The organism is Hydrogenophaga sp. BPS33, assembly GCF_009859475.1.
Classification (GTDB): Bacteria; Pseudomonadota; Gammaproteobacteria; order Burkholderiales; family Burkholderiaceae_C; genus Hydrogenophaga.
Genome location: NZ_CP044549.1, coordinates 1,990,750 through 2,014,438, shown reverse-complemented (window position 1 = coordinate 2,014,438; position 23,689 = coordinate 1,990,750). Strand labels below are relative to the sequence as shown.

The 23,689-nt window shown below is 65.9% G+C and carries 23 protein-coding genes; 12 read left to right on the top strand and 11 right to left on the bottom strand.

Annotated elements, in window-relative coordinates:
• The 3 genes from plsX to F9K07_RS09485 form a co-directional block, all read right to left on the bottom strand.
• Positions 1-1,062, bottom strand: a complete 1,062-nt coding sequence (gene plsX / locus F9K07_RS09495; RefSeq protein ID WP_159591963.1) for a phosphate acyltransferase PlsX — start codon at positions 1,060-1,062, stop codon at positions 1-3.
• 147 nt (positions 1,063-1,209) lie between these two features.
• The gene (rpmF, locus tag F9K07_RS09490; RefSeq protein WP_005794249.1) at positions 1,210-1,392 is read right to left on the bottom strand and encodes a 50S ribosomal protein L32; all 183 of its coding nucleotides are present in this window, start codon (positions 1,390-1,392) and stop codon (positions 1,210-1,212) included.
• Between the two features lie 160 nt (positions 1,393-1,552).
• A complete protein-coding gene (locus tag F9K07_RS09485) occupies positions 1,553-2,116 on the bottom strand; it encodes a YceD family protein (protein ID WP_159591960.1) in 564 nt (187 codons plus the stop codon).
• A 36-nt stretch (positions 2,117-2,152) separates the two neighbouring features.
• On the opposite strand from F9K07_RS09485, the gene F9K07_RS09480 reads away from it, so the two are divergent.
• Together F9K07_RS09480 and F9K07_RS09475 are read left to right on the top strand one after the other, a co-directional pair.
• Positions 2,153-2,767: a Maf family protein gene (locus F9K07_RS09480; protein ID WP_159591957.1), complete on the top strand. Its 615-nt coding sequence runs from the start codon at positions 2,153-2,155 to the stop codon at positions 2,765-2,767.
• A gap of 59 nt (positions 2,768-2,826) precedes the next feature.
• Positions 2,827-3,564, top strand: a complete 738-nt coding sequence (locus tag F9K07_RS09475) for an SAM-dependent methyltransferase (protein ID WP_236581986.1) — start codon at positions 2,827-2,829, stop codon at positions 3,562-3,564.
• Positions 3,565-3,571: 7 nt separating this feature from the next.
• Here the strand turns inward: F9K07_RS09475 and galU are convergent, their stop codons facing one another.
• Positions 3,572-4,462, bottom strand: a complete 891-nt coding sequence (gene galU, locus F9K07_RS09470; RefSeq protein ID WP_159591951.1) for a UTP--glucose-1-phosphate uridylyltransferase GalU — start codon at positions 4,460-4,462, stop codon at positions 3,572-3,574.
• A gap of 136 nt (positions 4,463-4,598) precedes the next feature.
• Between galU and F9K07_RS09465 the strand changes: the two genes are divergently transcribed.
• The gene (locus F9K07_RS09465) at positions 4,599-6,038 is read left to right on the top strand and encodes a mannose-1-phosphate guanylyltransferase/mannose-6-phosphate isomerase (RefSeq protein WP_159591948.1); all 1,440 of its coding nucleotides are present in this window, start codon (positions 4,599-4,601) and stop codon (positions 6,036-6,038) included.
• A gap of 10 nt (positions 6,039-6,048) precedes the next feature.
• Positions 6,049-7,080 carry a UDP-glucose 4-epimerase GalE gene (gene galE / locus F9K07_RS09460; RefSeq protein ID WP_159591945.1) on the top strand — a complete coding sequence of 344 codons (1,032 nt, stop codon included), beginning with the start codon at positions 6,049-6,051 and terminating at the stop codon, positions 7,078-7,080.
• A gap of 16 nt (positions 7,081-7,096) precedes the next feature.
• Here the strand turns inward: galE and F9K07_RS09455 are convergent, their stop codons facing one another.
• The 6 genes from F9K07_RS09455 to xdhC form a co-directional block, all read right to left on the bottom strand.
• Positions 7,097-8,065 (bottom strand): S49 family peptidase, encoded by a 969-nt coding sequence (locus tag F9K07_RS09455; RefSeq protein WP_159591942.1) that lies wholly within the window; start codon positions 8,063-8,065, stop codon positions 7,097-7,099.
• A 13-nt stretch (positions 8,066-8,078) separates the two neighbouring features.
• Positions 8,079-8,459 carry a Rieske (2Fe-2S) protein gene (locus F9K07_RS09450; protein ID WP_159591939.1) on the bottom strand — a complete coding sequence of 127 codons (381 nt, stop codon included), beginning with the start codon at positions 8,457-8,459 and terminating at the stop codon, positions 8,079-8,081.
• A 7-nt stretch (positions 8,460-8,466) separates the two neighbouring features.
• Positions 8,467-9,126 (bottom strand): HAD family hydrolase, encoded by a 660-nt coding sequence (locus F9K07_RS09445; protein WP_159591936.1) that lies wholly within the window; start codon positions 9,124-9,126, stop codon positions 8,467-8,469.
• A gap of 3 nt (positions 9,127-9,129) precedes the next feature.
• Complete coding sequence (gene fghA / locus F9K07_RS09440; RefSeq protein ID WP_159591933.1) at positions 9,130-9,972, bottom strand: S-formylglutathione hydrolase; 843 nt, start codon at positions 9,970-9,972, stop codon at positions 9,130-9,132.
• Between the two features lie 80 nt (positions 9,973-10,052).
• Positions 10,053-11,249 carry a urate hydroxylase PuuD gene (locus tag F9K07_RS09435; protein ID WP_159591930.1) on the bottom strand — a complete coding sequence of 399 codons (1,197 nt, stop codon included), beginning with the start codon at positions 11,247-11,249 and terminating at the stop codon, positions 10,053-10,055.
• Between the two features lie 140 nt (positions 11,250-11,389).
• Positions 11,390-12,241 (bottom strand): xanthine dehydrogenase accessory protein XdhC, encoded by an 852-nt coding sequence (gene xdhC / locus F9K07_RS09430; protein WP_159591927.1) that lies wholly within the window; start codon positions 12,239-12,241, stop codon positions 11,390-11,392.
• A 151-nt stretch (positions 12,242-12,392) separates the two neighbouring features.
• Here xdhC and F9K07_RS09425 point away from each other — a divergent pair, with 151 nt between their 5' ends.
• Entirely contained in the window at positions 12,393-12,959 is a 567-nt protein-coding gene (locus F9K07_RS09425; RefSeq protein WP_442907410.1) for an energy transducer TonB, read from the top strand.
• A gap of 19 nt (positions 12,960-12,978) precedes the next feature.
• Here the strand turns inward: F9K07_RS09425 and uraH are convergent, their stop codons facing one another.
• Complete coding sequence (uraH, locus tag F9K07_RS09420) at positions 12,979-13,332, bottom strand: hydroxyisourate hydrolase (RefSeq protein WP_159591920.1); 354 nt, start codon at positions 13,330-13,332, stop codon at positions 12,979-12,981.
• 67 nt (positions 13,333-13,399) lie between these two features.
• Here uraH and F9K07_RS09415 point away from each other — a divergent pair, with 67 nt between their 5' ends.
• The 7 genes from F9K07_RS09415 to F9K07_RS09385 all read left to right on the top strand — a co-directional run bounded on the left by F9K07_RS09415 (position 13,400) and on the right by F9K07_RS09385 (position 23,681).
• Positions 13,400-14,074 (top strand): GntR family transcriptional regulator, encoded by a 675-nt coding sequence (locus tag F9K07_RS09415; RefSeq protein ID WP_159596880.1) that lies wholly within the window; start codon positions 13,400-13,402, stop codon positions 14,072-14,074.
• A complete protein-coding gene (puuE, locus tag F9K07_RS09410) occupies positions 14,071-15,018 on the top strand; it encodes an allantoinase PuuE (RefSeq protein WP_159591916.1) in 948 nt (315 codons plus the stop codon). Before F9K07_RS09415 ends, puuE begins: the two co-directional genes overlap by 4 nt.
• Before the next feature lie 10 nt (positions 15,019-15,028).
• A complete protein-coding gene (uraD, locus tag F9K07_RS09405) occupies positions 15,029-16,834 on the top strand; it encodes a 2-oxo-4-hydroxy-4-carboxy-5-ureidoimidazoline decarboxylase (RefSeq protein ID WP_159591913.1) in 1,806 nt (601 codons plus the stop codon).
• 11 nt (positions 16,835-16,845) lie between these two features.
• Positions 16,846-18,096: a M20 family metallopeptidase gene (locus F9K07_RS09400; protein ID WP_159591910.1), complete on the top strand. Its 1,251-nt coding sequence runs from the start codon at positions 16,846-16,848 to the stop codon at positions 18,094-18,096.
• Between the two features lie 91 nt (positions 18,097-18,187).
• Positions 18,188-20,479, top strand: coding sequence for an NADP-dependent malic enzyme (locus tag F9K07_RS09395; RefSeq protein WP_159591907.1), 2,292 nt, complete (start codon positions 18,188-18,190; stop codon positions 20,477-20,479).
• 377 nt (positions 20,480-20,856) lie between these two features.
• Positions 20,857-21,843, top strand: a complete 987-nt coding sequence (locus F9K07_RS09390; RefSeq protein ID WP_159591904.1) for an IS110 family transposase — start codon at positions 20,857-20,859, stop codon at positions 21,841-21,843.
• Between the two features lie 356 nt (positions 21,844-22,199).
• Positions 22,200-23,681: a nucleobase:cation symporter-2 family protein gene (locus tag F9K07_RS09385; protein WP_159591901.1), complete on the top strand. Its 1,482-nt coding sequence runs from the start codon at positions 22,200-22,202 to the stop codon at positions 23,679-23,681.
• Positions 23,682-23,689 lie beyond the last annotated feature (8 nt).

Sequence of the window (23,689 nt, the reverse complement as noted above, 5' to 3'; positions counted from 1 at the left end):
TCAGTGGGTTGAAGCGCTTTTCAACTCGCTCGGCAGCGAGTCCGGTGCGATCAGAAGCTGGGCTTGGGCAACCCGCTCTCGCACGTTGTCCAGCAATTGGTTGTGGGCCGCATCATAAGCGCGGGCCAGGGCGTGCTCGAATGCAAAGGCATCGGCCGAACCATGGCTCTTGAACACGAGCCCCCGCAAGCCCAACAAAGCCGCGCCGTTGTAGCGACGGTGATCTACGCGTTTTTTAAAAGCTGTTAAGACCGGATAAGCGCAAATGGCCCCTATTTTCCGGAAGATATTTTTGGAGAATTCTTCACGGAGGAAGCCGCCAATCATGGAAGCGAGCCCTTCGCTGGCCTTCAGGGCAACGTTTCCCACAAAACCATCGCACACCGCAATATCCGCCGTGCCCTTGAAGATGTCGTCACCTTCAATGTTGCCAAAAAAGTTCAAATGACCGGAGTTGGAAGCATTTCGCAGCAAGATGCCAGCTTTTTTTATAACCTCACTGCCCTTGATGACCTCCTCGCCCACATTGAGCAAGCCGACACTGGGATTCTTTTGCCCCGAGGCGGCCACCACCAGGGCAGAACCCATGACCGCAAATTGCAGCAGGTGCTCGGCGGAGCAATCCACGTTGGCTCCCAGATCGAGCACCGTGGTCGCACCCCCTTTTGCATTGGGCATCTGGGTGGCAATGGCTGGGCGATCAATACCATCCAGGGTCTTGAGCACATAGCGCGCGATCGCCATCAGCGCCCCCGTGTTGCCTGCTGAGACCGCAGCTTGCGCGGCGCCGTCCTTGACCTGATGGATGGCGACCCGCATGGAGGAGTCCTTCTTGCGCCTCAACGCAACCTCCACCGGATCCTCCATGGTGACAACCTCGGTCGCCGGCACCACGCTACAGCGCGCGTGATTGAGCACATTGGGCCAAGCACCCAATACCTCAGGCCGGCCCACCAGCAACAAACGGGCCTGAGGATGACTGGACAGGAAGGCGGCACACGCGGGCACGGTCACCGCCGGTCCGACATCGCCTCCCATGCAATCCACAGCGATGGTGATCATGACAACACCCCGGATTGGGCGCCTAGTTACGGTCCACTAGCGCACCCCAAGAATAAAAAAGCCCGCATGCGGCATGCGGGCCTGGTCCTCACTGGCCAACCGGACTCCCGTTCGCGACACCGCGGCGAGGTCCCTGGCGCCCCGGCATTATGCTTCGGACTTGTTCTTCAACACCTGGCGGCCACGGTAGAAACCATTGGGGCTGATGTGGTGGCGCAGGTGGGTTTCGCCGGTGGTGGGCTCCACGGCGATGCCGGGCACGTTCAGCGCATTGTGCGAACGGTGCATGCCACGCTTGGAAGGGGACTTTTTGTTTTGCTGAACAGCCATGCTGGGCTCCTGAATTCGGTAAGGGTCAAACGGAATGGCAAAAACGGAGATCTGATCACCCCGCTCAACCGGTTCGTGCGCCTGACCGGAGCGCATCTAGAAGATGCAAATGGGCACTGGCGCAAAGCCAAGCATTATAGCCCGATCCGCCCGGTATCGTTCAATTCGACTTTTTGAGCTGGGCGAGGGCCGCAAATGGGTTTTTGGGTGCATCGCCGTCGCCCGTGTCCACCTGCGGGTCGGCCGCCTGCATGCGCACCGACACGGGACACACCTCGTGCATGGGAACCAGCGGAAGCTCCATCAACAGCTCGTCTTCCAGCACATCGCGCAGATTGGGCCGGGGCTCCAGCGCCAGCAGATCTTCTTCGCAGTCGTCGTCCTCGGCCTCGGCCGCGGCCTCGTCGGCGACGAAGCGAAACCAGCGGTCGACGGTCAACGGGGTTTCGACAACCCCCAGGCACCGCTGGCAGGTCAGTGGCACCCGGGTCTGTGCTTCAAGGTGAAGCCACACCGCCAGGGCACCCTCCGTGGCCCCCGGGCGCATTTCTCCTTGCGCCCGCCATTGCACGTTGCCCGAGGCGCCGTCGTCCAGCGCGGTCTCGGCGTGCAAGCGCTTGAACGCGGCCAGCGCTTCCTCGGCCTCCAGTTGGGCTCCCGCCTGCGCGAAGGCGCGCACATCCAGCCGATCCGGGTTCCAGGCTGCCTTGGGGTTCGTTTTCATCCGGGCAGTGTAAAAGATTGCCCCGAAAATACCGGGATGACACCAGCCCCTGACACGTTTTCGCCGCCGTCCTCGCGCGCCCTGATTCTCGGCTCGACTTCGCGCTACCGCCACGAGTTGCTGTCCCGCCTGGGGCTGCCCTTCGAAGCCGTCGCGCCCCAGGTCGACGAAACACCCCATCCTGGCGAGGCCCCAGCGGCCCTGGCGCTGCGGCTGGCGATCGAGAAAGCGCGCGACGTCGCGCGGCGCCACCCGCAGGCGGTGGTGATCGGCAGCGACCAAGTAGCCGACTTGCACGGCGAACCCCTGGGCAAGCCTGGCACGCACGACCGCGCCGTTGCCCAACTGCGTCGCATGCGGGGCCAGACGGTGGTGTTCCAGACCGCGCTGGCCGTGGTGTGCCAGGCCAGCCAGTTCGAGCAGCACTGCATCGCGGCCGTGCGGGTGGTATTCCGCGACCTGAGCGACGACGAGATCGAGACCTACCTGCGAAAGGAGCAGCCCTACGACTGCGCGGGCAGCGCCAAGAGCGAAGGCCTGGGCATCGCCTTGCTGGAGCGCATCGACAACGACGATCCCACCGCGCTGGTCGGCCTGCCGCTGATCCGCACCTGCCGCCTGATCCGTGCGGCCGGAGTACAGATCCTGTGAACGGCCACACCGAAAAACGGGGCGCTCTGTACCTCGTGCCGACGCCACTCGATTTCGGCATGGCGCAGGACGCCCCCGCGCCGCCCAGCGAATGGCTGCCCGCCGAGACCCTCTCCACGGCCAGCCGCCTCACGCACTGGATCACCGAAAACGCCAAGAGCACGCGTGCTTTTCTCAAGCGGGTTGAGGCGGCTGCGGGTCTGGCCGCGCCTCTGCAGGCACAACAGATCGTCGAGTTGCCACGCGCGGCACACAAGAAGGGCGACCACGCCCCTCAGGCCGACAACGACACCCAAGCCCGCGCGCTTCTCGCGCCGACCCTGCAGGGGCACGACGTGGGCCTGGTCAGCGAAGCCGGCATGCCCGCCATCGCCGACCCGGGCAGTTCGATCGTGCGCGCAGCGCATGCCATGGGTCTTAGGGTGGTGCCACTCACCGGGCCGATTTCGCTCATGCTGGCTTTGGCCGCCAGCGGGCTAAACGGGCAGAACTTCGCGTTTGTCGGCTACGTCCCGCAAGAAGCCAACGAGCGGGCCAAGCGCCTGCGCGAGCTGGAAGCACTGGCCCTGAAATCCGGGCAGACGCAGATGTTCATCGAAACGCCCTACCGCAATGCCGCACTGCTCCAGGCGGCGCTGCAAACGCTGCACCCGCACACGCGCCTGGCGGTGTGCAGCGCGCTCAGCCTGCCGCAGCAGGCATGCCGCAGCGGGTTGATCAGCGAGTGGAAGCGCGACCAGCGCCTGCAGAGCAGCCTGCCCCTGGACGCGCCGAGCGTGTTCCTGCTCGGACGCTGAGAAGCGCTCAGGAAAGCTTCAGCCGCTGGAGGTGGGCGCGCACCGAGCCGCTCAACTCGGCGTTGGCCAGTGCCAGATCGATCGTGGCCTCCAGGAAACCTTCCTTGCTGCCGCAGTCGTAGCGCTTGCCCTCATAGCGGAACGCCTGCACCTTTTCCTTGCCGATCAGGGCGGCGATGCCGTCGGTGAGCTGGATCTCGCCACCCGCACCGCGGGGCTGTTGGCGGATGCTATCGAACACCGCCGGGGTGAGCACGTAGCGCCCGGCCACGGCCAAGGTCGACGGTGCCACCTCGGGCGCGGGCTTCTCCACCATCGCGAACACCTCGGCCAGCGCCTGCGAGGCGCCATGCACGTCCACCACGCCATAGCGCCGGGTTTCGGCGCGCGGCACGTCCTGCACGGCGAGCACCGTGCCCGGGCTGGACTCGTAGGCCTGCACCATCTGCTGCAACACGGTCGGGCCACCCTGGGCCTGGTCCTTGCCCATCATCAAGTCGTCCGCCAGCAAGACCGCAAAGGGCTGATCGCCCACCAGGCGCTCGGCGCACAACACGGCATGCCCCAGGCCCAGCGCACGCGGCTGGCGCACGTAGAAGCAGTCCATGTCGTCGGGTTTGATCGAGTGCACGAGTTCCAGCAAAGCGCTCTTGCCCGCGGCCTCCAACTCCATCTCCAGTTCGTAAGCCGTGTCGAAGTGGTCTTCAATGGCTCGCTTGTGACGACCGGTCACAAAAATCATCTCGCGAATGCCGGCTGCGTAAGCTTCCTCTACGGCATATTGCATCAGCGGCTTGTCCACCACCGGCAGCATCTCCTTGGGAATGGCCTTGGTGGCCGGCAGAAAGCGGGTGCCGAGACCTCCCACGGGGAACACGGCTTTGCGAATGGTCTTCATATATGAGCGGGAACGCCGAAACGTCAAAGGTGAAACAGCTACCCATAATAACGATCACTTTCCCGCAAACGCTACACTGGCTCGCTCTTCCCGCAACCATGTGTGACATGGTCTCCAACCCATCTGCACCCCTCGCATGAGCATCACCCCCGTCATTCTCTGCGGCGGCTCCGGCACACGTTTGTGGCCACTGAGCCGCCAAAGTTTTCCGAAGCAGTTCGTGCCGCTCGTGGGCGACAAGAGCCTGCTGCAACTCACACTGGACCGCCTGGCCTGGTGCGACAACACCGTCATCTGCGTGGCCGCCGAAGACCATCGTTTTCTGGTCGCCGACGCGATCGAAGCGGAACAGGTCCCGGGCCAGGTGCTGCTCGAACCCGCGGCGCGCAACACCGCAGCGGCCATGGCTTTGGCCGCGCTGCTGGCCAGCGCTGCAGGCAAGGCAGACCCCCTGCTGTTGTTTTGCCCCTCGGACCACCACATTCCCGATGCCGCCGCCTTCGCGGCCACCGTGCGGCAGGGCGTGCCCGCGGCCGAGGGCGGTGCAATCGTCACCTTCGGCGTGATGCCCAGCTTTCCCAGCAGTGCCTATGGCTACATTCAGCAAGGCGATGACCGCGGCGACGGCAGCCGCAAGGTGGCCCGTTTCATCGAGAAGCCAGCGCCCGAAGCGGCGCAGGCACTGCTGCTGCAGGGACATGTGCTGTGGAATGCAGGCATCTTCCTCACCCGCGCCAGCACCTTGCTCGCCGCATTGAAGACGCATGCGCCCGACATCCTGCAGTCCTGCGAAAAGGCCATGGCCACACCGAAGCAGGACACGGTCGGGCAGATCCATTTCGTGCGCCCGGCGGCCGAGCCATTCCTCGCCTGCCGCTCGCAGAGCATCGACTACGCGGTGATGGAGCCGCACGACCAGGTCGCCGTGGTGCCGTTCCAGGGCCAATGGAGCGACGTGGGCAGTTGGAACGCGGTGGCCGACCTCAGCCCCTGCGACGAAACGGGCAACCGCATCACCGGCCAGGGCCACGCCCTGAACGCGCGCAACACCTTCATCCACGCGCCCAGCCGCACCGTGGTGGCGCTGGGCACGCAAGACCTGCTGATCATCGACACGCCCGACGCCTTGCTGGTCGCGCAACGCGACCACGCCGAGCAGGTGAAGGACGTGGTGGCGCACCTCTCGCAGCGCAAGATTCCGCAGGCCGCCATGCACCGCCGCGTGGCACGGCCCTGGGGCTGGTACGACAGCGTCGACATGGGCGAGCGCTTCCAGGTCAAGCGCATCGGTGTCAAGCCGGGTGCCTCGCTCAGCCTGCAGAAGCACCACCACCGTGCCGAGCACTGGATCATCGTCAAGGGCACGGCCGAGATCACGCGCGGGCAAGAGGTGTACCTGCTGTCCGAAAACCAGTCCACGTACATCCCGATCGGTGAAACGCACCGGCTGCACAACCCCGGCAAGATGACGCTGGAGATGATCGAAGTGCAGTCGGGCAGCTACCTCGGCGAAGACGATATCGTGCGGCTGGAGGACGTGTACGGCCGGCAATCCGACACCGGCAGCAAAAAGTGAGCAACCCTCCATGAAAGTTCTGCTCACCGGCGGTGCCGGCTACATCGGCAGCCACACCGCTATCGCTCTCATCGAAGCCGGCTTCGAGCCGGTGCTGCTGGACAACTTCGCCAACAGCCACCCGGTGGTGCTGGAGCGGCTGGCGCAGATCACCGGCCGCCCGCTTGCGCTGGAGCGCGGCGACGTGCTCGACCTGCCCTGGCTGGAAGACGTGCTGCGCCGCCACCGCCCGCTTGGCGTGGTGCATTTCGCGGGTGACAAGGCGGTGGGCGAAAGCGTGGCCGATCCGCTGAAGTACTTCCACAACAACATTGGCGGCGCCGTCAGCCTGCTGCGCGCCATGGAAACGCTGCACGCCGAAGACCCGGGCATCGCGCCCACGCTGGTGTTTTCCAGCAGTGCCACGGTGTATGGCGACCCGGCCACGGTACCGATCACCGAAGACTTCCCGCGCAGCCACACCAATCCGTATGGGCACAGCAAGCTGGTCATCGAAGACATGCTCAGTGCGTTGCTGAGGGCCCGGCCGGCATGGCGCATCGCAACGCTGCGCTACTTCAATCCGGTGGGCGCGCATCCGAGCGGCCTGATCGGCGAGGATCCCGCCGGCATTCCGAACAACCTCATGCCCTACGTGGCGCAGGTGGCCGTGGGCCAGCGCGAACACCTCAACGTGTTCGGCAGCGACTACCCCACGCCCGACGGCACCGGGGTGCGCGACTACATCCACGTGCAAGATCTCGCGGCCGGCCATGTGGCCGCGCTGAAGGCCTTGCTGGGGCGTGGCGAGAGCTTCACGGTGAACCTGGGCACCGGACGCGGACACAGCGTGCTGGAGGTGGTGCGGGCCTTTGAGCAGGCCAGCGGCCGGCCCGTGCCGTACCAGCTTGCGCCGCGCCGCGCGGGTGACGTGGCGCAGTGCTGGGCCGACCCGACGCTTGCCAGGCGCCTGCTCGGCTGGGAAGCGCAACGCACGCTGCAAGAGATGTGCGCCGACGCCTGGCGCTGGCAGAGCGGCAACCCGAAAGGCTACAGAAGCTGAATCCTGCCCGGCGGGGTTACTTCAGGCTGATGCCGGCCGCGCGCGCGGCGTGGAACACGCCTTCACCCACGCTGGCACCAAAACGCTTGGCCAGGCGCAGGCCCACGTTCTCGCGCTGCGTGTAGTCCACGATTTCTTCTGCCTTGACGATCTCGCGGGCCACGTAGTCGAGGTTGCCCAGGCCATCGGCCAGGCCCAGCGTCACCGCCTGCTGGCCGTTCCACACCAGGCCGCTGAAGGTTTCGCCGTTTTCTTTCAGGCGCCCTCCGCGGCCCCGCTTCACCACGTCGATGAACTGGGCATGGATCTCGCCGAGCATTTGCTGCATGTAAGCGCGCTGGTTGTCGTCGAGCGGGCTGAAGGGATCGAGCATGCCCTTGTTCTCACCGGCCGTCATGAGGCGGCGCTCGATGCCGAGCTTGTCCATGAGGCCGGTGAAGCCGAAGCCGTCCATGAGCACACCGATGCTGCCGACCAGGCTGGCCTTGTCCACATAAATGTCGTCGGCCGCGGCAGCGATGTAGTAGGCCGCTGATGCGCAGGTTTCCTCGACCACGGCGTACACCTTTTTATCGTGCAAGCCCTTCAGGCGGGTGATCTCGTCGTTGATGATGCCGGCCTGCACCGGGCTGCCGCCGGGCGAGTTGATCAGCAACACCACGGCCTGTGCGCCGGTGTCCTCAAAGGCAGTGCGCAGCGAGGCCACCACGTTCTCGGCACTGGCCTCGGCGCCGCTGGCGATTTCGCCCTTCACGTCCACCACCGCGGTGTGCGGCGTGCTCACGGCCGTCGTGTTGTTGCTGGCGTAGACCAGCCAGGCAATGGCACCGATGACCGCCAGCCAGAACAGCCGGTTGAAGATCTTCCAGCGGCGTGTGGCCTGCTGCTCCCGGATGGTCGCAAAGACCAGTTTTTCCAGGGTGGCGCGCTCCCAGTTTCGGTCGGTGGCGTTGGAACCGAGCTGGCCCAAGGGGTCGTCGTTCATGGTCGGGACGTTCTCAGAATTCAAGGGGTTTGAGGTGGTATTGTGACCGCCAGTGGACTACCCCGCCGTGCTCCACCAACTCAATTTTCACCAGCCCCCCTCGGCACGGACCGGCACGGCAGGCGCCCGTATCGGGCTCGTAGGCCGCGCCGTGCGTGGCGCACAGCAGCCAGCGGCCGGTGTCGTCGAAGAACTGGTCGGGCCGCCAGTCCATTTCCATGGCCACGTGCGCGCACCGGTTCAGGTAGGCGTGTGGCTGCCCCTGGTAGCGAATGGCAAAGGCGCGGCAGGTCTGGCCTGCATACACCACGTCGAACGACACCGCCCTTCCCCCGTCGACCAGATCGTGGCTGTTGCACAGCGCATAGACTGGATCGTCGGGTGGGAGGGTCATGGCATCCTCAAGCGTTCAGATTCAGCCAGTCGTGCAGCTCGCGCACCGAATGCACCACGCGCAAGGGCCTGAGCGCGTCGAACGTGGCCGGTTCGTGTGCGCCGTAACTCACACCCACGCTCGCGCAGCCGGCATTGAGGGCCATCTGCAGATCGTGCGTGGTGTCGCCGATCATCAGGATGCGTGACGGCTCCACGCCGAACTCGCGCATCAGCTCGTGCAACATGAGAGGACTGGGCTTGCCGGCGGTTTCGTCGGCGGTGCGCGAGCCGTCGAACATGCCCTTGAGCTCCACCGTGTCCAGCACCTCGTCCAGCCCCCGGCGGCTTTTGCCGGTGGCCACGGTCAGCCAATGGTGGCGCTGCTTCAGTTCGCCCAGCATGGGCAGCACGCCCTCGAACAGGCTCAGGTCGTTCTGCGCCGCCATGTAGTGGTGGCGGTAGCGCTGGCCCAGCAACGGGTATTTCTCGCGTGGCACATCGGGCGCGGCATGTTCCAGCGCCTGCATCAGGCCCATGCCGATCACGTAGCTGGCGGCTTCGCGGGAGGGCGGTGTGCCACCCACATCGATCACGGCCGCCTGGATGCAGCGGGCGATCAGGGCGGTGGAATCGAACAGGGTGCCGTCCCAGTCGAAGGCGATGAGATCGAATCGGCGCGGGCGCATGGGTCAGGCCAGAAGGGTTTTCGCGTGGTGGCGCAAGTGGTCTTCGACGAAGCTGGCGATGAAGTAGTAGCCATGGTCGTAGCCTTCGTGCCGGCGCAAGGTCAGCGCCTGACCCGATTGGGCACAGGCCGCCTCGAACAGGTGCGGGTGCAACTGCGTGGGCAGGAAGTTGTCGGCCAGGCCCTGGTCGATCAGCAAGGGGGCCGCCTTGCGGCCCGACTTCACGAGCTCGGTGGCATCGTGGGCGGCCCAGCGCGCGCGGTCCGACCCCAGGTATCCCGTGAACGCCTTCTCGCCCCACGGACACTGCATCGGCGCGGCGATGGGGGCGAACGCCGAGACGCTCTGGTACAGGCCCGGATGGCGCAGCGCCAGTGTGAGTGCGCCATGGCCGCCCATGGAGTGGCCGAAGAGGCCCACACGATCGGCGAGTGCGGGGAACTGAGAGAGCACCAGCGAGCGCAGCTCCCTGGTGATCCAGCTCTCCATGCGGAAGTGAGAGGACCAGGGCGCTTGCGTCGCATCAAGATAGAAGCCCGCGCCGTGGCCGAAGTCCCAGGCCGCGCCCGCGCCTTCGATGCCAGTCTCGCGCGGGCTGGTGTCTGGCGACACCAGCATCAAACCCAACTCGGCCGCCACGCGCTGCGCACCGGCCTTGATGGCAAAGGTCTCCTCGGTGCAGGTGAGACCCGCCAGATAGAACAGCACCGGCACCGGGCCCTGTGCAGCTTGGGGGGGAACGAACACGCCGAACTTCATCGGCAAACCGATCTCGGTCGACGCATGCCGGTAGAAGCCTTGCACACCGCCGAAGCAGCGGTGTTCGCTCAAGGTTTCAAAATCCATGTGAACTTTCGGGGGAGGGAGTCGAATGTGAAATCGGCCCCGAGGTTACCGCAGATCACATACCCCACCGAAGCGCGCCATCAATCGACTTTTGCACCGGTCTTGAACCACTGGCCGATCAGGGCCCGCTCTTCCTCGGTCACGCCCGTTGCGTTGTTCATGGGCATCGTGCGGGCCACCACCGCCTGCTGGTACACCGCCTGCGCGTGCAGCTTGAGCGCGTCGGGCGTGTCCAGCCGCACGTTCTTGGACTGCAGCGCCTCGCCATGGCACATGACGCAACGCTGTTCGATCACCGGCTTGAGTTGCGCGTAGCTCACCGTCTGCGGCACGGCCACCGCCTGCACCGGCGCGGGCTTGAGCCAGACGATCAACGCGATCAGCACCACCACGCCCGCCGCGGCATAAGGCCAGGGGTGCTTGTTGCGGCCCAGCTTGTAGCCGTGGCGCATGACGAAGAACTGGCGAATCGCCGCGCCCGCGAACATCATGCCGATCAGGATCAGCCAGTTGTACTCGTGCGCGTAGGTGAAGCTGTAGTGGTTGCTCAGCATCGCGAACAACACCGGCAGCGTGAAGTAAGTGTTGTGCACGCTGCGCTGCTTGCCGCGCTTGCCGTGGATCGGGTCGACCGGGCGCCCGGCCTTGAGATCGGCCACCACGGTGCGCTGGCCCGGAATGATCCAGAAGAACACGTTGGCACTCATGGCCGTCGCGATCATCGCGCCCATCAGCAGGAAGGCCGCGCGGCCGGCGAACAACTGCGTGGCCAGCCAGGCCGCCACGCACACCAGCACCAGCACCAGCGCGCCGACCTTGGCGTCGCCGTTGTCCTTCTGCCCCAGGGTGCGGCAGATCACGTCGTACAGCAGCCAGAACACCACCAGGAAGCCCAGCGCCGCCGATATGGCCGCGGCCGGACTCCAGTCCATCACTTTGGGATCGATCAGATAGACACTTGGGCTCCACAGATAGGACACGAGGAACAACGCGAACCCCGAGAGCCAGGTGGAGTAGCTCTCCCAGTAGAACCAATGCAGGTGGTCGGGCAGCTTCGGCGGCGACACCGCGAACTTCACCGGGTGGTAGAAACCGCCGCCGTGCACGGCCCACAGTTCACCGCTCACCCCGTCCTTCTTGAGCTGCTCGTCCTCGGGCGGTGTGAGGCTGCTGTCGAGAAAGACGAAGTAGAACGAGGAGCCAATCCAGGCGATCGCGACGATGACGTGCAGCCAGCGCAGCAGCAGATTGGCCCAGTCGAGCAGATACGTTTCCATGAGCACCTCAATGCAAGGTCAACACTTGCGACTCACCACCGCGGGCGCTCTGAGTCGTCTGAGGGCCGCGATTGGGTGTTGTGGGGACACCTGCTCCGCTGCGACCGATCGCACAAAGTGTATACAGTTTTTGAAAACATTCAAGCCGTCAAAGCTGGGGTTTCCCCCGAGGCTTGTTCTAGCAACAACTGCGCCACGACCGAGGCGGCGATCACCGCCGGCTCCTTGCCCCGGATGCCAGGCAGACCAATCGGGCAGGTGATGCGCGCGAGCTCCGCGTCGCCAAAGCCCCGGTGGCGCAAGCGGCTGCGAAACGTGGCCCATTTGGTGGCGCTGCCGATGAGGCCGATGAAGCGAAGGTCCGCGCGCTCGCGCAGGCGCTGCAGGCAGGCGGCGACGATGTCGAGGTCTTCGGCATGCGAGAAGCTCATGATCAACACGCTGGAGCCCGCCACCAGATCGCGCACCGCCGACTGCACCGGGTCGGAATGCTCGGCACGCACATGGGCGGGCAGGTCCGGCGGAAACACCTCGTCGCGGCTGTCGATCCAGGCGACCTCGAAAGGCAGCGGTGAGAGCGCCTGCACGATCGCGCGCCCCACGTGCCCGCCGCCAAACAAGGCCAGCGGTGCATGGCCGGCGCTCAGGCGCGCGCGCAGCGCGGGAATGTGAGAGGCATCGACCCGCTCGAAACACAGCACGAGCGCGCCGCCGCAACACTGCCCCAGGCTGGGGCCGAGCACCACCGACTGCTCCCAGGCAGGCCGCGCCATGGCCGGCGCGTCTGCCAAGGCTTCCCGCGCCTGGCGCATCGCGTCCCATTCCAGGTGGCCGCCGCCAATGGTGCCGATCACGCGCTCGCCAGGCCCGGCCAGCACGGCCATCCAGGCCCCCGACTCGCGCGGCACCGAACCCTTCGTGGTGCCGACTGTCACCAGCACGGCATGGCCCGTCGCCAGATGCAACAGCAAGGTATCAAGGTCTGAAAGCATCTGTGGCGTCGACGTCAAAGAAGATGTATGAAGACGTAATCGGCATATAGGCATTGGAGTATCCGCCGTTACTGTACGCAGGCTTTGACACAAGTGCCGATAGACTCCATGCGCCACGGCGTATGGCCCGCCCCCTAACCACCGCACCGAGATGCCCGTCCCGCCCCGAGAATCCACCCGCGTGAGCCCCGCCACGCCCTCCCCCGTCCGCCCGTTGCGCGCTGTCTGGGGCTGGCTGGGGGTTTGCACCGCCGCCCTGCTGGCGTCCTGTGCCTCGCCCCCGCCCCCACCGCCGCCTCCCGCGCCGCCACCGGCGCCCGTGCCGGCACCGCCGCCCCCTCCCGCTGCGCAGTTGCCACCGCCGGCACACATCTCGCATGCCATGTCGCCGCTCGACTACCGCAAGGATGGGGCGCGCCACATCTACGCCCAGAACGGCGATCGCATCTACAAGGGCAAGCTGCCTCCGTTGATGCATGCGGTGGGCGTGGTGCAGGTGCACGTGGATGCGCGTGGCAATGTGCGCAACGTCAGCTGGATGCGCGCGCCCAGCCACGCGCCCGACGTGGTCCGGGAGATCGAGCGCACGCTGCGTGCCGCCTCGCCCTTTCCCGCGCCGATGCGCATGGGCGGTGTGGTCTACACCGACGTCTGGCTGTGGGACCGGAGCGGCAAGTTCCAGCTCGACACGCTGACCGAAGGCCAACGCAGCAACTGAGCCGCGCAAGCAACCGCTCTCAACTCCCCCGGTACGTCGAGTAGCTCCACGGGCTCACCAGCAGCGGCACGTGATAGTGCTGGTCGACGTGCGCCACACCGAAATCGAGCGACACGCGGTTGAGGAAATTGGGCTCGGGCAAGGCCACGCCCCGGGCCGCGAAATAGCCCTTCACGTCGAACACCAGCCGGTAGGTGCCCACCTTCAGGCTGGCGTTGTCGTACAGCGGCCCGTCGGGGTTGCGCCCGTCGGCATTCAAGATGAAGCGCTTGACCAGCGTGGCCTGATCGCCTTTGGTGGTATGCAACTCCACCGCCATGCCAGCGGCCGGGCAGCCGTGCATCGTGTCCAGAACGTGTGTGCTCAAACCCATGGTCGGTTCCTTTGCGTGATGGATGGTCGACCGAAAGTGTATACACTTTTTGCTTTTTCTGGATATGATGCGGCGCATGGAAACCTCCAGCACCTTGCACATCGTCGAGTCGCTCACGCGCGCCATCGTGGAGCACCGCCTGCACCCGGGCACCAAGCTGGCCGAGCAAAAGCTGGCCGACCACTTCGGTGTGTCGCGCACCCTGGTGCGCCAGGCCTTGTTCCAGCTGTCGCAAAACCGCCTGATCCGCCTGGAGCCGGCGCGCGGGGCCTTCGTGGCCACGCCCTCGGTGCAGGAAGCCCAGCAGGTCTTCGCGGTGCGCCGCATGCTGGAAGTGGAGATGACGCGCGCCTTCGTGCGCAGCGTGACCAACGCCAAGATCAAGGCGCTGCGTGAGCACGTGGCGCAGGAAAAGCAGGCCGTCAACAACCAGGACGTGCCCGGCCGCATCGAGCTGCTGGGCGACTTCCACGTGCGCATGGCCGAGCTCATGGGCAACCAGGTGCTGGCCGAACTGCTGCGCGACCTCATCTCGCGCTGCGCGCTGATCACGCTCATGTACCAGAGCAACCAGGCCGCCGAACACTCCAGCGAAGAGCACGCGGAGATCGTCAAGGCGCTGGCCGCACGCGACGAAGAGCTGGCCGTGCGCCTGATGGACGAACACCTGCTCAACGTCGAACAGAACCTGACTTTCGACCGCAAGCTGCCCGTCAACGACATTTCCCAAGCCTTGTCATGACCTACGACTCCACGCTCGCGTATCCACGCGACCTGGCCGGCTACGGCCGCGACGTTCCCCACGCCCGCTGGCCCAACGGCGCGCGCATCGCCGTGCAGTTCGTCCTGAACTACGAGGAAGGGGGCGAGAACAGCGTGCTGCATGGCGACGATGCGTCCGAACAGTTCCTCTCGGAAATGTTCAACCCGGCGGCCTACCCGGCGCGCCACATCAGCATGGAAGGCATCTACGAATACGGCTCGCGCGCCGGCGTGTGGCGCATCCTGCGCGAGTTCGAAAAGCGTGGCCTGCCGCTCACGGTGTTTGGCGTGGCCACCGCGCTGCAACGCAGCCCGGACGTGACCGCCGCGTTCCAGGAACTCGGATACGACATCGCCTGCCACGGCCTCAAATGGATCCACTACCAGAACGTGGACGAGGCCACCGAGCGCGCGCACATGGCGCAGGCCATGCAACTCATCGAGCAACTCACCGGCAGCCGCCCGCTGGGCTGGTACACCGGGCGCGACAGCCCGAACACGCGTCGCCTCGTGGCGGACTTCGGCGGCTTCGAATACGACAGCGACTACTACGGCGACGACCTGCCGTTCTGGATGAAAGTGCGCAAGACCGATGGCAGCGACGCGCACCAGCTCATCGTGCCCTACACGCTGGACTGCAACGACATGCGCTTCGCCCTGCCCCAGGGCTACTCCCACGCCGACCCGTTCTTCCAGTACATGAAGGACACGTTCGACGCGCTCTACGCCGAAGGCGACCCGAACGGCCTGGACCGGCCCAAGATGATGAACATCGGCATGCACTGCCGCCTGCTCGGCCGCCCGGGGCGCATCACCGCGCTGCAGCGCTTTCTGGACCACATCCAGCAGCACGAACACGTGTGGGTGGCGCGGCGCATCGACATCGCGCGCCACTGGAAGAACACGCACCCTGTCACCGCCTGAGGCCCACGCCATGCCGATCACCCTGGACCAACTCAACCATGCCCCGCTGCCCGAGGCCACGCAGATGCTCGACGGCCTCTACGAGCACTCGCCCTGGATCGCCGAGCAGGCACTCGCGCAACGCCCTTTCGCCTCGCTGGCCGCGCTCAAGCACGCCATGGTGAAGGTGTTGGCCGATGCGGGCGTGGAGCCGCAGCTGGCCCTGATCCGCGCCCACCCCGAACTCGCGGGCAAGGCGATGGTCGCCCAGTCGCTCACCGCCGAGTCCACCAACGAGCAGACCAAGGCCGGTCTCACGAACTGCACGCCGCAGGAGTTCGCGCACATCCAGCAGCTCAACGCGCAGTACAACGCCAAGTTCGGCTTCCCGTTCATCCTCGCCGTGCGCGGCCCACGCGGCCTGGGCCTGGCCAAGCGCGAGATCATTGCCACGTTCGAACGCCGCCTGGGCAATCCGGTGGACTTCGAACGCGCCGAGTGCCTGCGCAACATCCACCGCATTGCCGAGATCCGGCTCAACGACAAGTTCGGCTTCGAGCCGGCCACGGGGAACGCGGTGTGGGACTGGCACGAGGACCTCGCGCGCCACAGCGACCCCGGGTTCGCCGAACAAGGCCAGCTCACGGTCACGTACCTGACGGATGCGCACCGCGCTTGCGCGGCGGACCTGGTGGCGCGGATGCGGGCATGTGGGTTTGATGAGGTGGGGGTGGATGCGGTAGGGAATGTGGTTGGCCGCTACCTCGCGCACCCTCACCCCAACCCTCTCCGGCAAGCGGGAGAGGGCGTCAAGACACTGCTCACGGGTAGCCACTACGACACCGTGCGCAACGGTGGCAAATACGACGGTCGCCTGGGCATCTTCGCGCCCATGGCCTGCGTGCAACGCCTGCACGCGGCCGGCCGGCGCCTGCCGTTCGACTTCGAGGTGGTGGGCTTCGCCGAAGAAGAAGGCCAGCGCTACAAGGCCACCTTTCTCGGCTCGGGCGCGCTCACCGGCCACTTCAACCCGTCCTGGCTCGACCAGCAGGACGCAGACGGCATCTCCATGCGCCAGGCCATGCAGCACGCCGGCCTGCCCGCGACGATGGAAGCCATCGCCACACTGCAACGCGATCCGTCGAAGTACCTCGGCTTCGTCGAGGTCCACATCGAACAGGGCCCGGTGCTCAACGAAATGGACTTGCCCCTGGGCGTGGTCACCTCCATCAACGCCAGCGTGCGCTACCTGTGCGAAGCCATCGGCATGGCCAGCCACGCCGGCACCACCCCCATGGACCGGCGGCGCGACGCCGCCTGCGCCGTGGCCGAGCTCGCGCTCTATGCCGAACAGCGCGCCGCAGCCGACGGCGATTCGGTGGCCACCATCGGCATGCTGCAGGTGCCCGGCGGTTCGATCAACGTGGTGCCCGGCCGCTGCCTGTTCTCGCTCGACCTGCGCGCGCCCAGCGATGCGCAGCGCGACGCGCTGGAGCGGGACATCCTCGCGCGCCTGCGCGCCATCGCCGAGCAGCGCGGCATCGACCTGAAGATCGAAGAGACCATGCGCGCCGCCGCCGCTCCCAGCGCACCCGAATGGCAAGCGCGCTGGGAACGCGCGGTGAATGCCTTGGGCGTGCCCCTGCACCGCATGCCCAGCGGCGCCGGCCACGACGCGATGAAGCTGCACGAGGTCATGCCCCAGGCCATGCTGTTCGTGCGCGGCCTCAACGGCGGCATCAGCCACAACCCGCTGGAGTCCACCACCAGCGACGACATGGAACTCTGCGTCAACGCCTTCTCGCACCTGCTCGACCAACTCGCCCAAGAACCCTGAAGAAGAAGCCCATGACCCTCCACACCCAACTCGACGCCTGGATCGACGCCCACTTCGACGAAGAAGTGAAGTTCCTGCAGGAACTCGTGCGCGTGCCCACCGACACGCCGCCCGGCAACAACGCGCCGCACGCCGAGCGCACCGCCGAGCTGCTCGCGGCCATGGGCCTGAACGCGGAGAAACACGCCGTGCCCGCCGATGAAGTGCAGGCGGCTGGCCTTCAGACCATCACCAACCTGATCGTGCGCCGGCCCTACGGCGGCGCGGGCAAGACCATCGCCCTCAACGCGCATGGCGACGTGGTGCCGCCCGGCGAAGGCTGGACGCACGACCCCTACGGCGGCGAGATCGCCGACGGCAAGATCTACGGCCGCGCCACCGCCGTGAGCAAGAGCGACATCGCCAGCTTCACCTTCGCCATCCGCGCGCTCGAATCCCTGAACGCCAAGCTCGCTGGCGGCGTGGAACTGCACGTGACCTACGACGAGGAATACGGTGGTGAGGTCGGACCCGATTGGCTGTTCAGACAAGGCCTCACAAAGCCCGACCTGATGATCGCCGCCGGCTTCAGCTACCAGGTGGTGGTGGCGCACAACGGCTGCCTGCAGCTCGAAGTGACGGTGCACGGCGACATGGCGCACGCTGCCATTCCCGACAGCGGCACCGACGCGCTGCAGGGCGCCACCCACATCCTCAACGCGCTCTACCAGCTCAACGCCGACTACCTGCAGGTGACCTCGAAGGTCGAGGGCATCACCCACCCCTACCTCAACGTCGGCCAGATCAGCGGCGGCACCAACACCAACGTGATCCCGGGCAAGGTCGTGCTCAAGGTCGACCGCCGCATGATCCCCGAGGAAGACCCGGCCGAGGTGGAGGCCGCGCTGCGCAAGACCATCGAACAGGCCGCGGCCAGCTTCAACCCACCGCGCGGTGGCAAGGCCTTGAAGGTCGACGTGCGCCGCATCCTGCTCGCGCGCGCCATGAAACCCCTGCCGGGCAACCAGCCGCTGGTCAAGGCCATCCAGCAACACGGCCAGGCTGTGTTCGGCCAAGCCATTCCCGCCGTTGGCACGCCGCTTTACACCGACGTGCGCCTGTACGTGGAGCGGGGCATTCCCGGCGTGATCTATGGTGCCGGTCCGCGCACGGTGCGCGAGTCCAACGCCAAGCGCGCCGACGAGCACCTGCAGCTCGACGACCTCAGGCGCGCCACCAAGGTGATTGCGCGCACCCTGCTCGACCTGCTGCAAGCGCCCTGAATTCACCCGTGAAACGCCGCGCCCCGCGCGGCGTTTCGCTTTTGCGCGCGTGACACAATGGCGCCGCATACACGCTCTATGGAGACAACGCATGACCCCCGCTGAAGAAGCCCTGCGCGACGCCGCGTTCGAATACCACCGCACGCCCTCGCGCGGCAAGATTTCGGTCAACGCCACCAAACCCCTGTCCAACCAGCGCGACCTGTCGCTGGCCTACTCGCCCGGTGTGGCCTACCCGTGCCTGGCCATCGAGGCCGACCCGTCCATGGCCGCCGAATACACCTCGCGCGGCAACCTGGTCGGCGTGGTCACCAACGGCACCGCCGTGCTCGGCCTGGGCGACATCGGCCCGCTGGCCGCCAAGCCGGTGATGGAAGGCAAGGGCTGCCTGTTCAAGAAATTCGCCGGCATCGACGTGTTCGACATCGAGCTCGACGAGAAAGACCCGGACAAACTGGTCGAGATCATCGCCGCGCTGGAGCCCACGCTGGGCGGCATCAACCTCGAAGACATCAAGGCGCCCGAGTGCTTCTACATCGAAAAGAAGCTGCGCGAGCGCATGGGCATTCCGGTGTTCCACGACGACCAGCACGGCACCGCCATCATCTCGGCCGCCGCCCTGCTCAACGGCCTGGAGCTGGTGGGCAAGGACATCGGCCAGGTCAAGCTGGCCGTGAGCGGTGCGGGTGCTGCCGCCATCGCCTGCCTGGACGTGATGGTCGGCCTGGGTGTCTCGCGCGACAACATCTACGTCTGCGACTCCAAGGGCGTGGTGTACGAAGGCCGCGCGGGTGGCTACGACGAGTCCAAGGCGCGCTACGCGCAGAAGACCGACAAGCGCACGCTGGCCGACGCGGTCAACGGCGCGGACGTGTTCCTGGGCTGCTCGGCACCGGGCGTGCTCACCGCCGAGATGATGAAGACCATGGGCCCCAAACCCATCGTGCTGGCGCTGGCCAACCCCGAACCGGAGATCCGCCCCGAGCTGGCCAAGGCCGTGCGGCCCGACGTGATCATCGCCACCGGCCGCAGCGACTACCCGAACCAGGTCAACAACGTCCTGTGCTTCCCGTACATCTTCCGCGGCGCGCTGGACTGCGGCGCCACGCGCATCACCGAAGAAATGAAGCTGGCCTGCGTGCGCCAGATCGCCGATCTGGTGAAGAGCGAGACCAGCGAGGAAGTGGCCAGCGCGTATGCCGGCCAAGACCTGAGCTTCGGCCCCGACTACCTGATCCCCAAGCCCTTCGATTCGCGCCTCATCCTGCGCATTGCGCCGGCCGTGGCGCAGGCCGCGGCCGACTCCGGCGTGGCCACGCGCCCCATCACCGACATGGACGCGTACCGCCAGCAGCTGGGCCGCTTCGTGTACCAGACCGGCATCCTGATGCAGCCGATCTTCAACGCCGCCAAGGCCCTGCCCAAGAAGGCACGCGTGGCCTACTCCGACGGTGAAGACGAGCGCGCGCTGCGCGCCGCGCAGTTGGCGATCGACGACCAGCTCGCCACGCCCATCCTGATCGGCCGCCCGGCCGTGATCGAAGCGCGCATTGCCAAGGCCGGCCTGCGCATGAAGCTCGGCGTGGACGTGCAGAACGTCAACCCCGAGGACGATCCGCGCTTTCGCCAGTATTGGGAGCAGTACCACCAGATCATGGGCCGCCATGGCGCGACGCCCGAGGTGTCCAAGGCGGCCGTGCGCCGCTCCAACACCATCATCGGTTCGCTCATGCTGTCGCTGGGCGACGCGGATGCGCTGATCTGCGGGCTGGTCGGCGGCTACATGACGCACCTGGAGCGCATCGACAACGTGCTTGGCCGCCGCCAGGGTGCGAACCTGTACGCCTCGGTCAACGCGCTCATGACCAACCGGGGCCCGGTGTTCATCGCCGACACCTACGTGAACGAAACGCCAAGCGCCGAGCAGCTGGCCGAGATCGCCTGGATGGCCGCGCAGGAAGTGCAGCGCTTCGGCCTGCCGCCCAAGGTAGCCTTCCTTTCGCACTCGAGCTACGGTTCGAGCAAGCGCGCCTCGGCGCGCAAGATGGCGGATGCGCGCGACATCTTCGTGGCCGCGCACCCCGAGATCGAGTGCGACGGGGAGTTGCACGGCGACGCCGCGCTGCAGCCCGAGATCCGTGCGGCCTACCTGGCCGAAAGCACCCTTTCCGGCTCGGCCAACCTGTTGATCTGCCCCAACCTGGACGCGGCCAACATCCTCTACAACGTGATGAAGACCACCACCAGCGGCGGAGTCACGGTGGGCCCGATCCTCATGGGCGCGGCGGCACAAGTGCACATCCTCACGCCGGCGGCCACGGTGCGCCGTGTGCTCAACATGACGGCGCTGGCGGCGGCGAGCACGGTGGGCTCAAAGGCCTGACGTTTTTTCTCTTGCTCGTGAAAGAGACGCTGCGGCGTCTCTTTTCTTTGGGCTTCACTGCTTGCCTGCACCACATGCCTGCACCTCGCGGGCGCGCGATCGATGGGCGCTCTGCTCCGCGGGTGTCCCCCGCCGCCGGGAGGGCGGCTCCTCCTGATATTGTTCAAACTGCTCTCCTCGCGCCGAAGAGAGCCCGTAGTGTGACCCCGATCTCCTCCTTTGGAATTGCCTCCCGCGGTAAAGAGTGGGGCACGCTCTCGGATTCGACGCTGTAGCTCGAACGGTGTCTTGGGGCGCCGCCGGTCTGTGGCCAGCGGCGACCTCGCATATCAGGATGCGCAAGTCGGATATGGCGCTGTTGTTGACAGGAGAACGGCATGACTTCATCGCTGGGCGTGGATGTCAGCAAGGCCAAGCTCGATGTGGCCTTGCTCAACGACGAAGGCAAGTACCGCTGCAAGGTGTTTGCCAATTCAGGCATGGGCTTCGCAGCCTTGCATCAATGGCTGCAGACCCACCTGCCGCAAGGCCAGGAGCTCGCTGCGCTGCATGTTTGCATGGAAGCCACAGGCTCGTACCACGAACCGCTGGCACTGCACCTGCACGACCTGGGTGTGCGGGTCTCGGTGGTCAACCCCTTGAGGGTCAAGCGGTTCATCGAACTCGAGGGCACGCGCAACAAGACCGACCAGGGGGATTCGAAGAGCCTGGCGCGGTTCTGCCGCATGGCCTCGCCCGAGCTGTGGGAGGCGCCAGCGCCTGGTGTGCGTGCGCTGCAGGCCTTGGTCGCCAGACTGGATGCCCTGCAGGAAATGCGCCAGAGCGAGGCCAACCGCCTGGAGGTGGCCCATGGCGTTGTGCAAGCCTCGCTGCACGAGATGCTGGCGACCCTGGACAAGACGATCGCCCAGGTCAAGGCGCAAATCCGTCAAACCATTGACGACGATCCGCATCTGCGAGGACGTGCCCAGCTGTTGCACAGCATCCCCGGACTGGGCGATCGGACCATCCCTCAGTTGCTGGCCTACATTGGCCGACCCGAACGGTTCAAGAGCGTCAAGGCGTTGATTGCCTACGCGAGTCTGTCGCCCGCGATCCGTCAGTCCGGCACATCGCTGAACAAGCGGGGCGGCACGCACGCGCAGGGCCACCGTCAGCTCAAGCATGCGCTGTACTTCCCGGCCATGGTCGCGGGCCGGCACAACCCGGCTGTGGCCGCGTTCTGGCAACGTTTGAAGGCTCAGAACAAACCGGGCAAAGTGATCGTCGTGGCATGTATGCACAAGCTGTTGGCCATCGTTTATGGCGTGCTCAAATCCAGAACACCTTTCGATGCCACTCGTTTCTGCGATGCAAACACTTGACAGGCACAACGGTGTCTTTACCCCGCTGCGCAGAACGCCCATCGCTCACGCGCAGCGAAAGCACAAGCACACCACGATCTCAGTCTCAATGCATCGAGTGCCAACGAGGTCATCGGCGGCCATGGGGTGCGGCGCAGTGGGGTAAAGGAGGAGCACGGGGCGAAGCCCCGGGCGGGGGACACCCGCGGAGCCGCGCCCCGTGGTCGCCGATGGCCGGACCCCGAGGAAACGACAAGCCGAAGAAACAAAGACCGCTGGTCAGTAGACCGGGTTTCCCCTAGCCCCTCCCCATACGATCGTAAACATAATTTGTATACAGTTTGTGCATGCATTAAACCGATCAACGAAGGACACCCATGGCCACTTCCACCACCCATCCGTGCGATGAAGTCCTGCCCGCCGGCAAACTCACCGCGCTGGGCCTGCAACATGTGTTGGTGATGTACGCCGGCGCGGTCGCCGTGCCCCTCATCGTCGGCCGCGCACTCAAGCTCAGCCCCGAGCAAGTGGCCATGCTGATCTCGGCCGACCTGTTCTGCTGCGGCCTCGTCACCCTCATCCAGGCGCTCGGCGCCACCCAATGGTTCGGCATCAAACTGCCGGTGATGATGGGCGTGACCTTCGCCTCCGTCGCGCCCATGGTCGCCATGGCCAACAGCAACCCCGGCGTGCAAGGGGCCGGGCTCATCTTCGGCTCCATCATCGGCGCGGGCGTGGTCTCCATCCTCATCGCGCCCGTCGTCAGCCGCATGCTGCGCTTCTTCCCGCCCGTGGTCACCGGCACCATCATCGCGGTCATCGGCATCAGCCTCATGCGCATCGGCATCAACTGGATCTTCGGCAATCCCTTCGGCCCCACCGCGCCCAGCATCCCCAGCCCCGAACACCTGCAATGGCTCGACGCCGCCAAACAGGCCGCCACCACCGGCGCCGTGCCGCCCATGCCCGCCGGCATGAACATCGTCGGCAGCGTGCCCAACCCTGCCTACGCCCAGGGCGCGCACATCGCCATCGCCGCCATCGTGCTCGCGGCCATTCTGCTCATCGCCAAATACGCCAAGGGCTTCATCGCCAACATCTCGGTGCTGCTGGGCATCGTCGTCGGCGCCGTCATCGCCACCGCCACCGGCCTCATGAACTTCGACAAGGTCGGCAAAGCCCACTGGTTCGACCTCGTGCTGCCCTTCGAAATCGCCACCCCCATCTTCGACCCCATCCTCATCCTCACCATGAGCCTGGTGATGATCGTGGTCATGATCGAGTCCACCGGCATGTTCCTCGCGCTGGGCGACATGACCGAGCGCAAGATCGACCAGAAAGCCCTCACCGCCGGCCTGCGCACCGACGGCCTGGGCACGCTCATCGGAGGCATCTTCAACACCTTCCCCTACACCAGCTTCTCGCAGAACGTGGGGCTGGTCGGCGTGACCGGCGTGAAGAGCCGCTATGTCTGCGTGGCCGGCGGCCTCATCCTCATCGTGCTCGGCCTGCTGCCCAAGATGGCCGCGCTGGTTGAATCGCTGCCCACCTTCGTGCTCGGCGGCGCGGGCCTGGTGATGTTCGGCATGGTCGCGGCCACCGGCATCCGCATCCTGGCCGGCGTGGACTACAAGGGCAACCGCAACAACCTCTTCATCGTCGCCGTCTCCATCGGCTTCGGCATGATTCCCCTGGTCGCGCCCAACTTCAAACAGTGGATGCCGCACGCCATCCACCCGCTCATCGAGTCCGGCATCCTGCTGGCCTCCCTCAGCGCCGTCGCGCTCAACCTGTATTTCAACGGCAGCCGGGGCGACGCGCGGGCCTCCATCGAAGCCGCCAAACACGCCGAAGCCTGAGAGGGTCT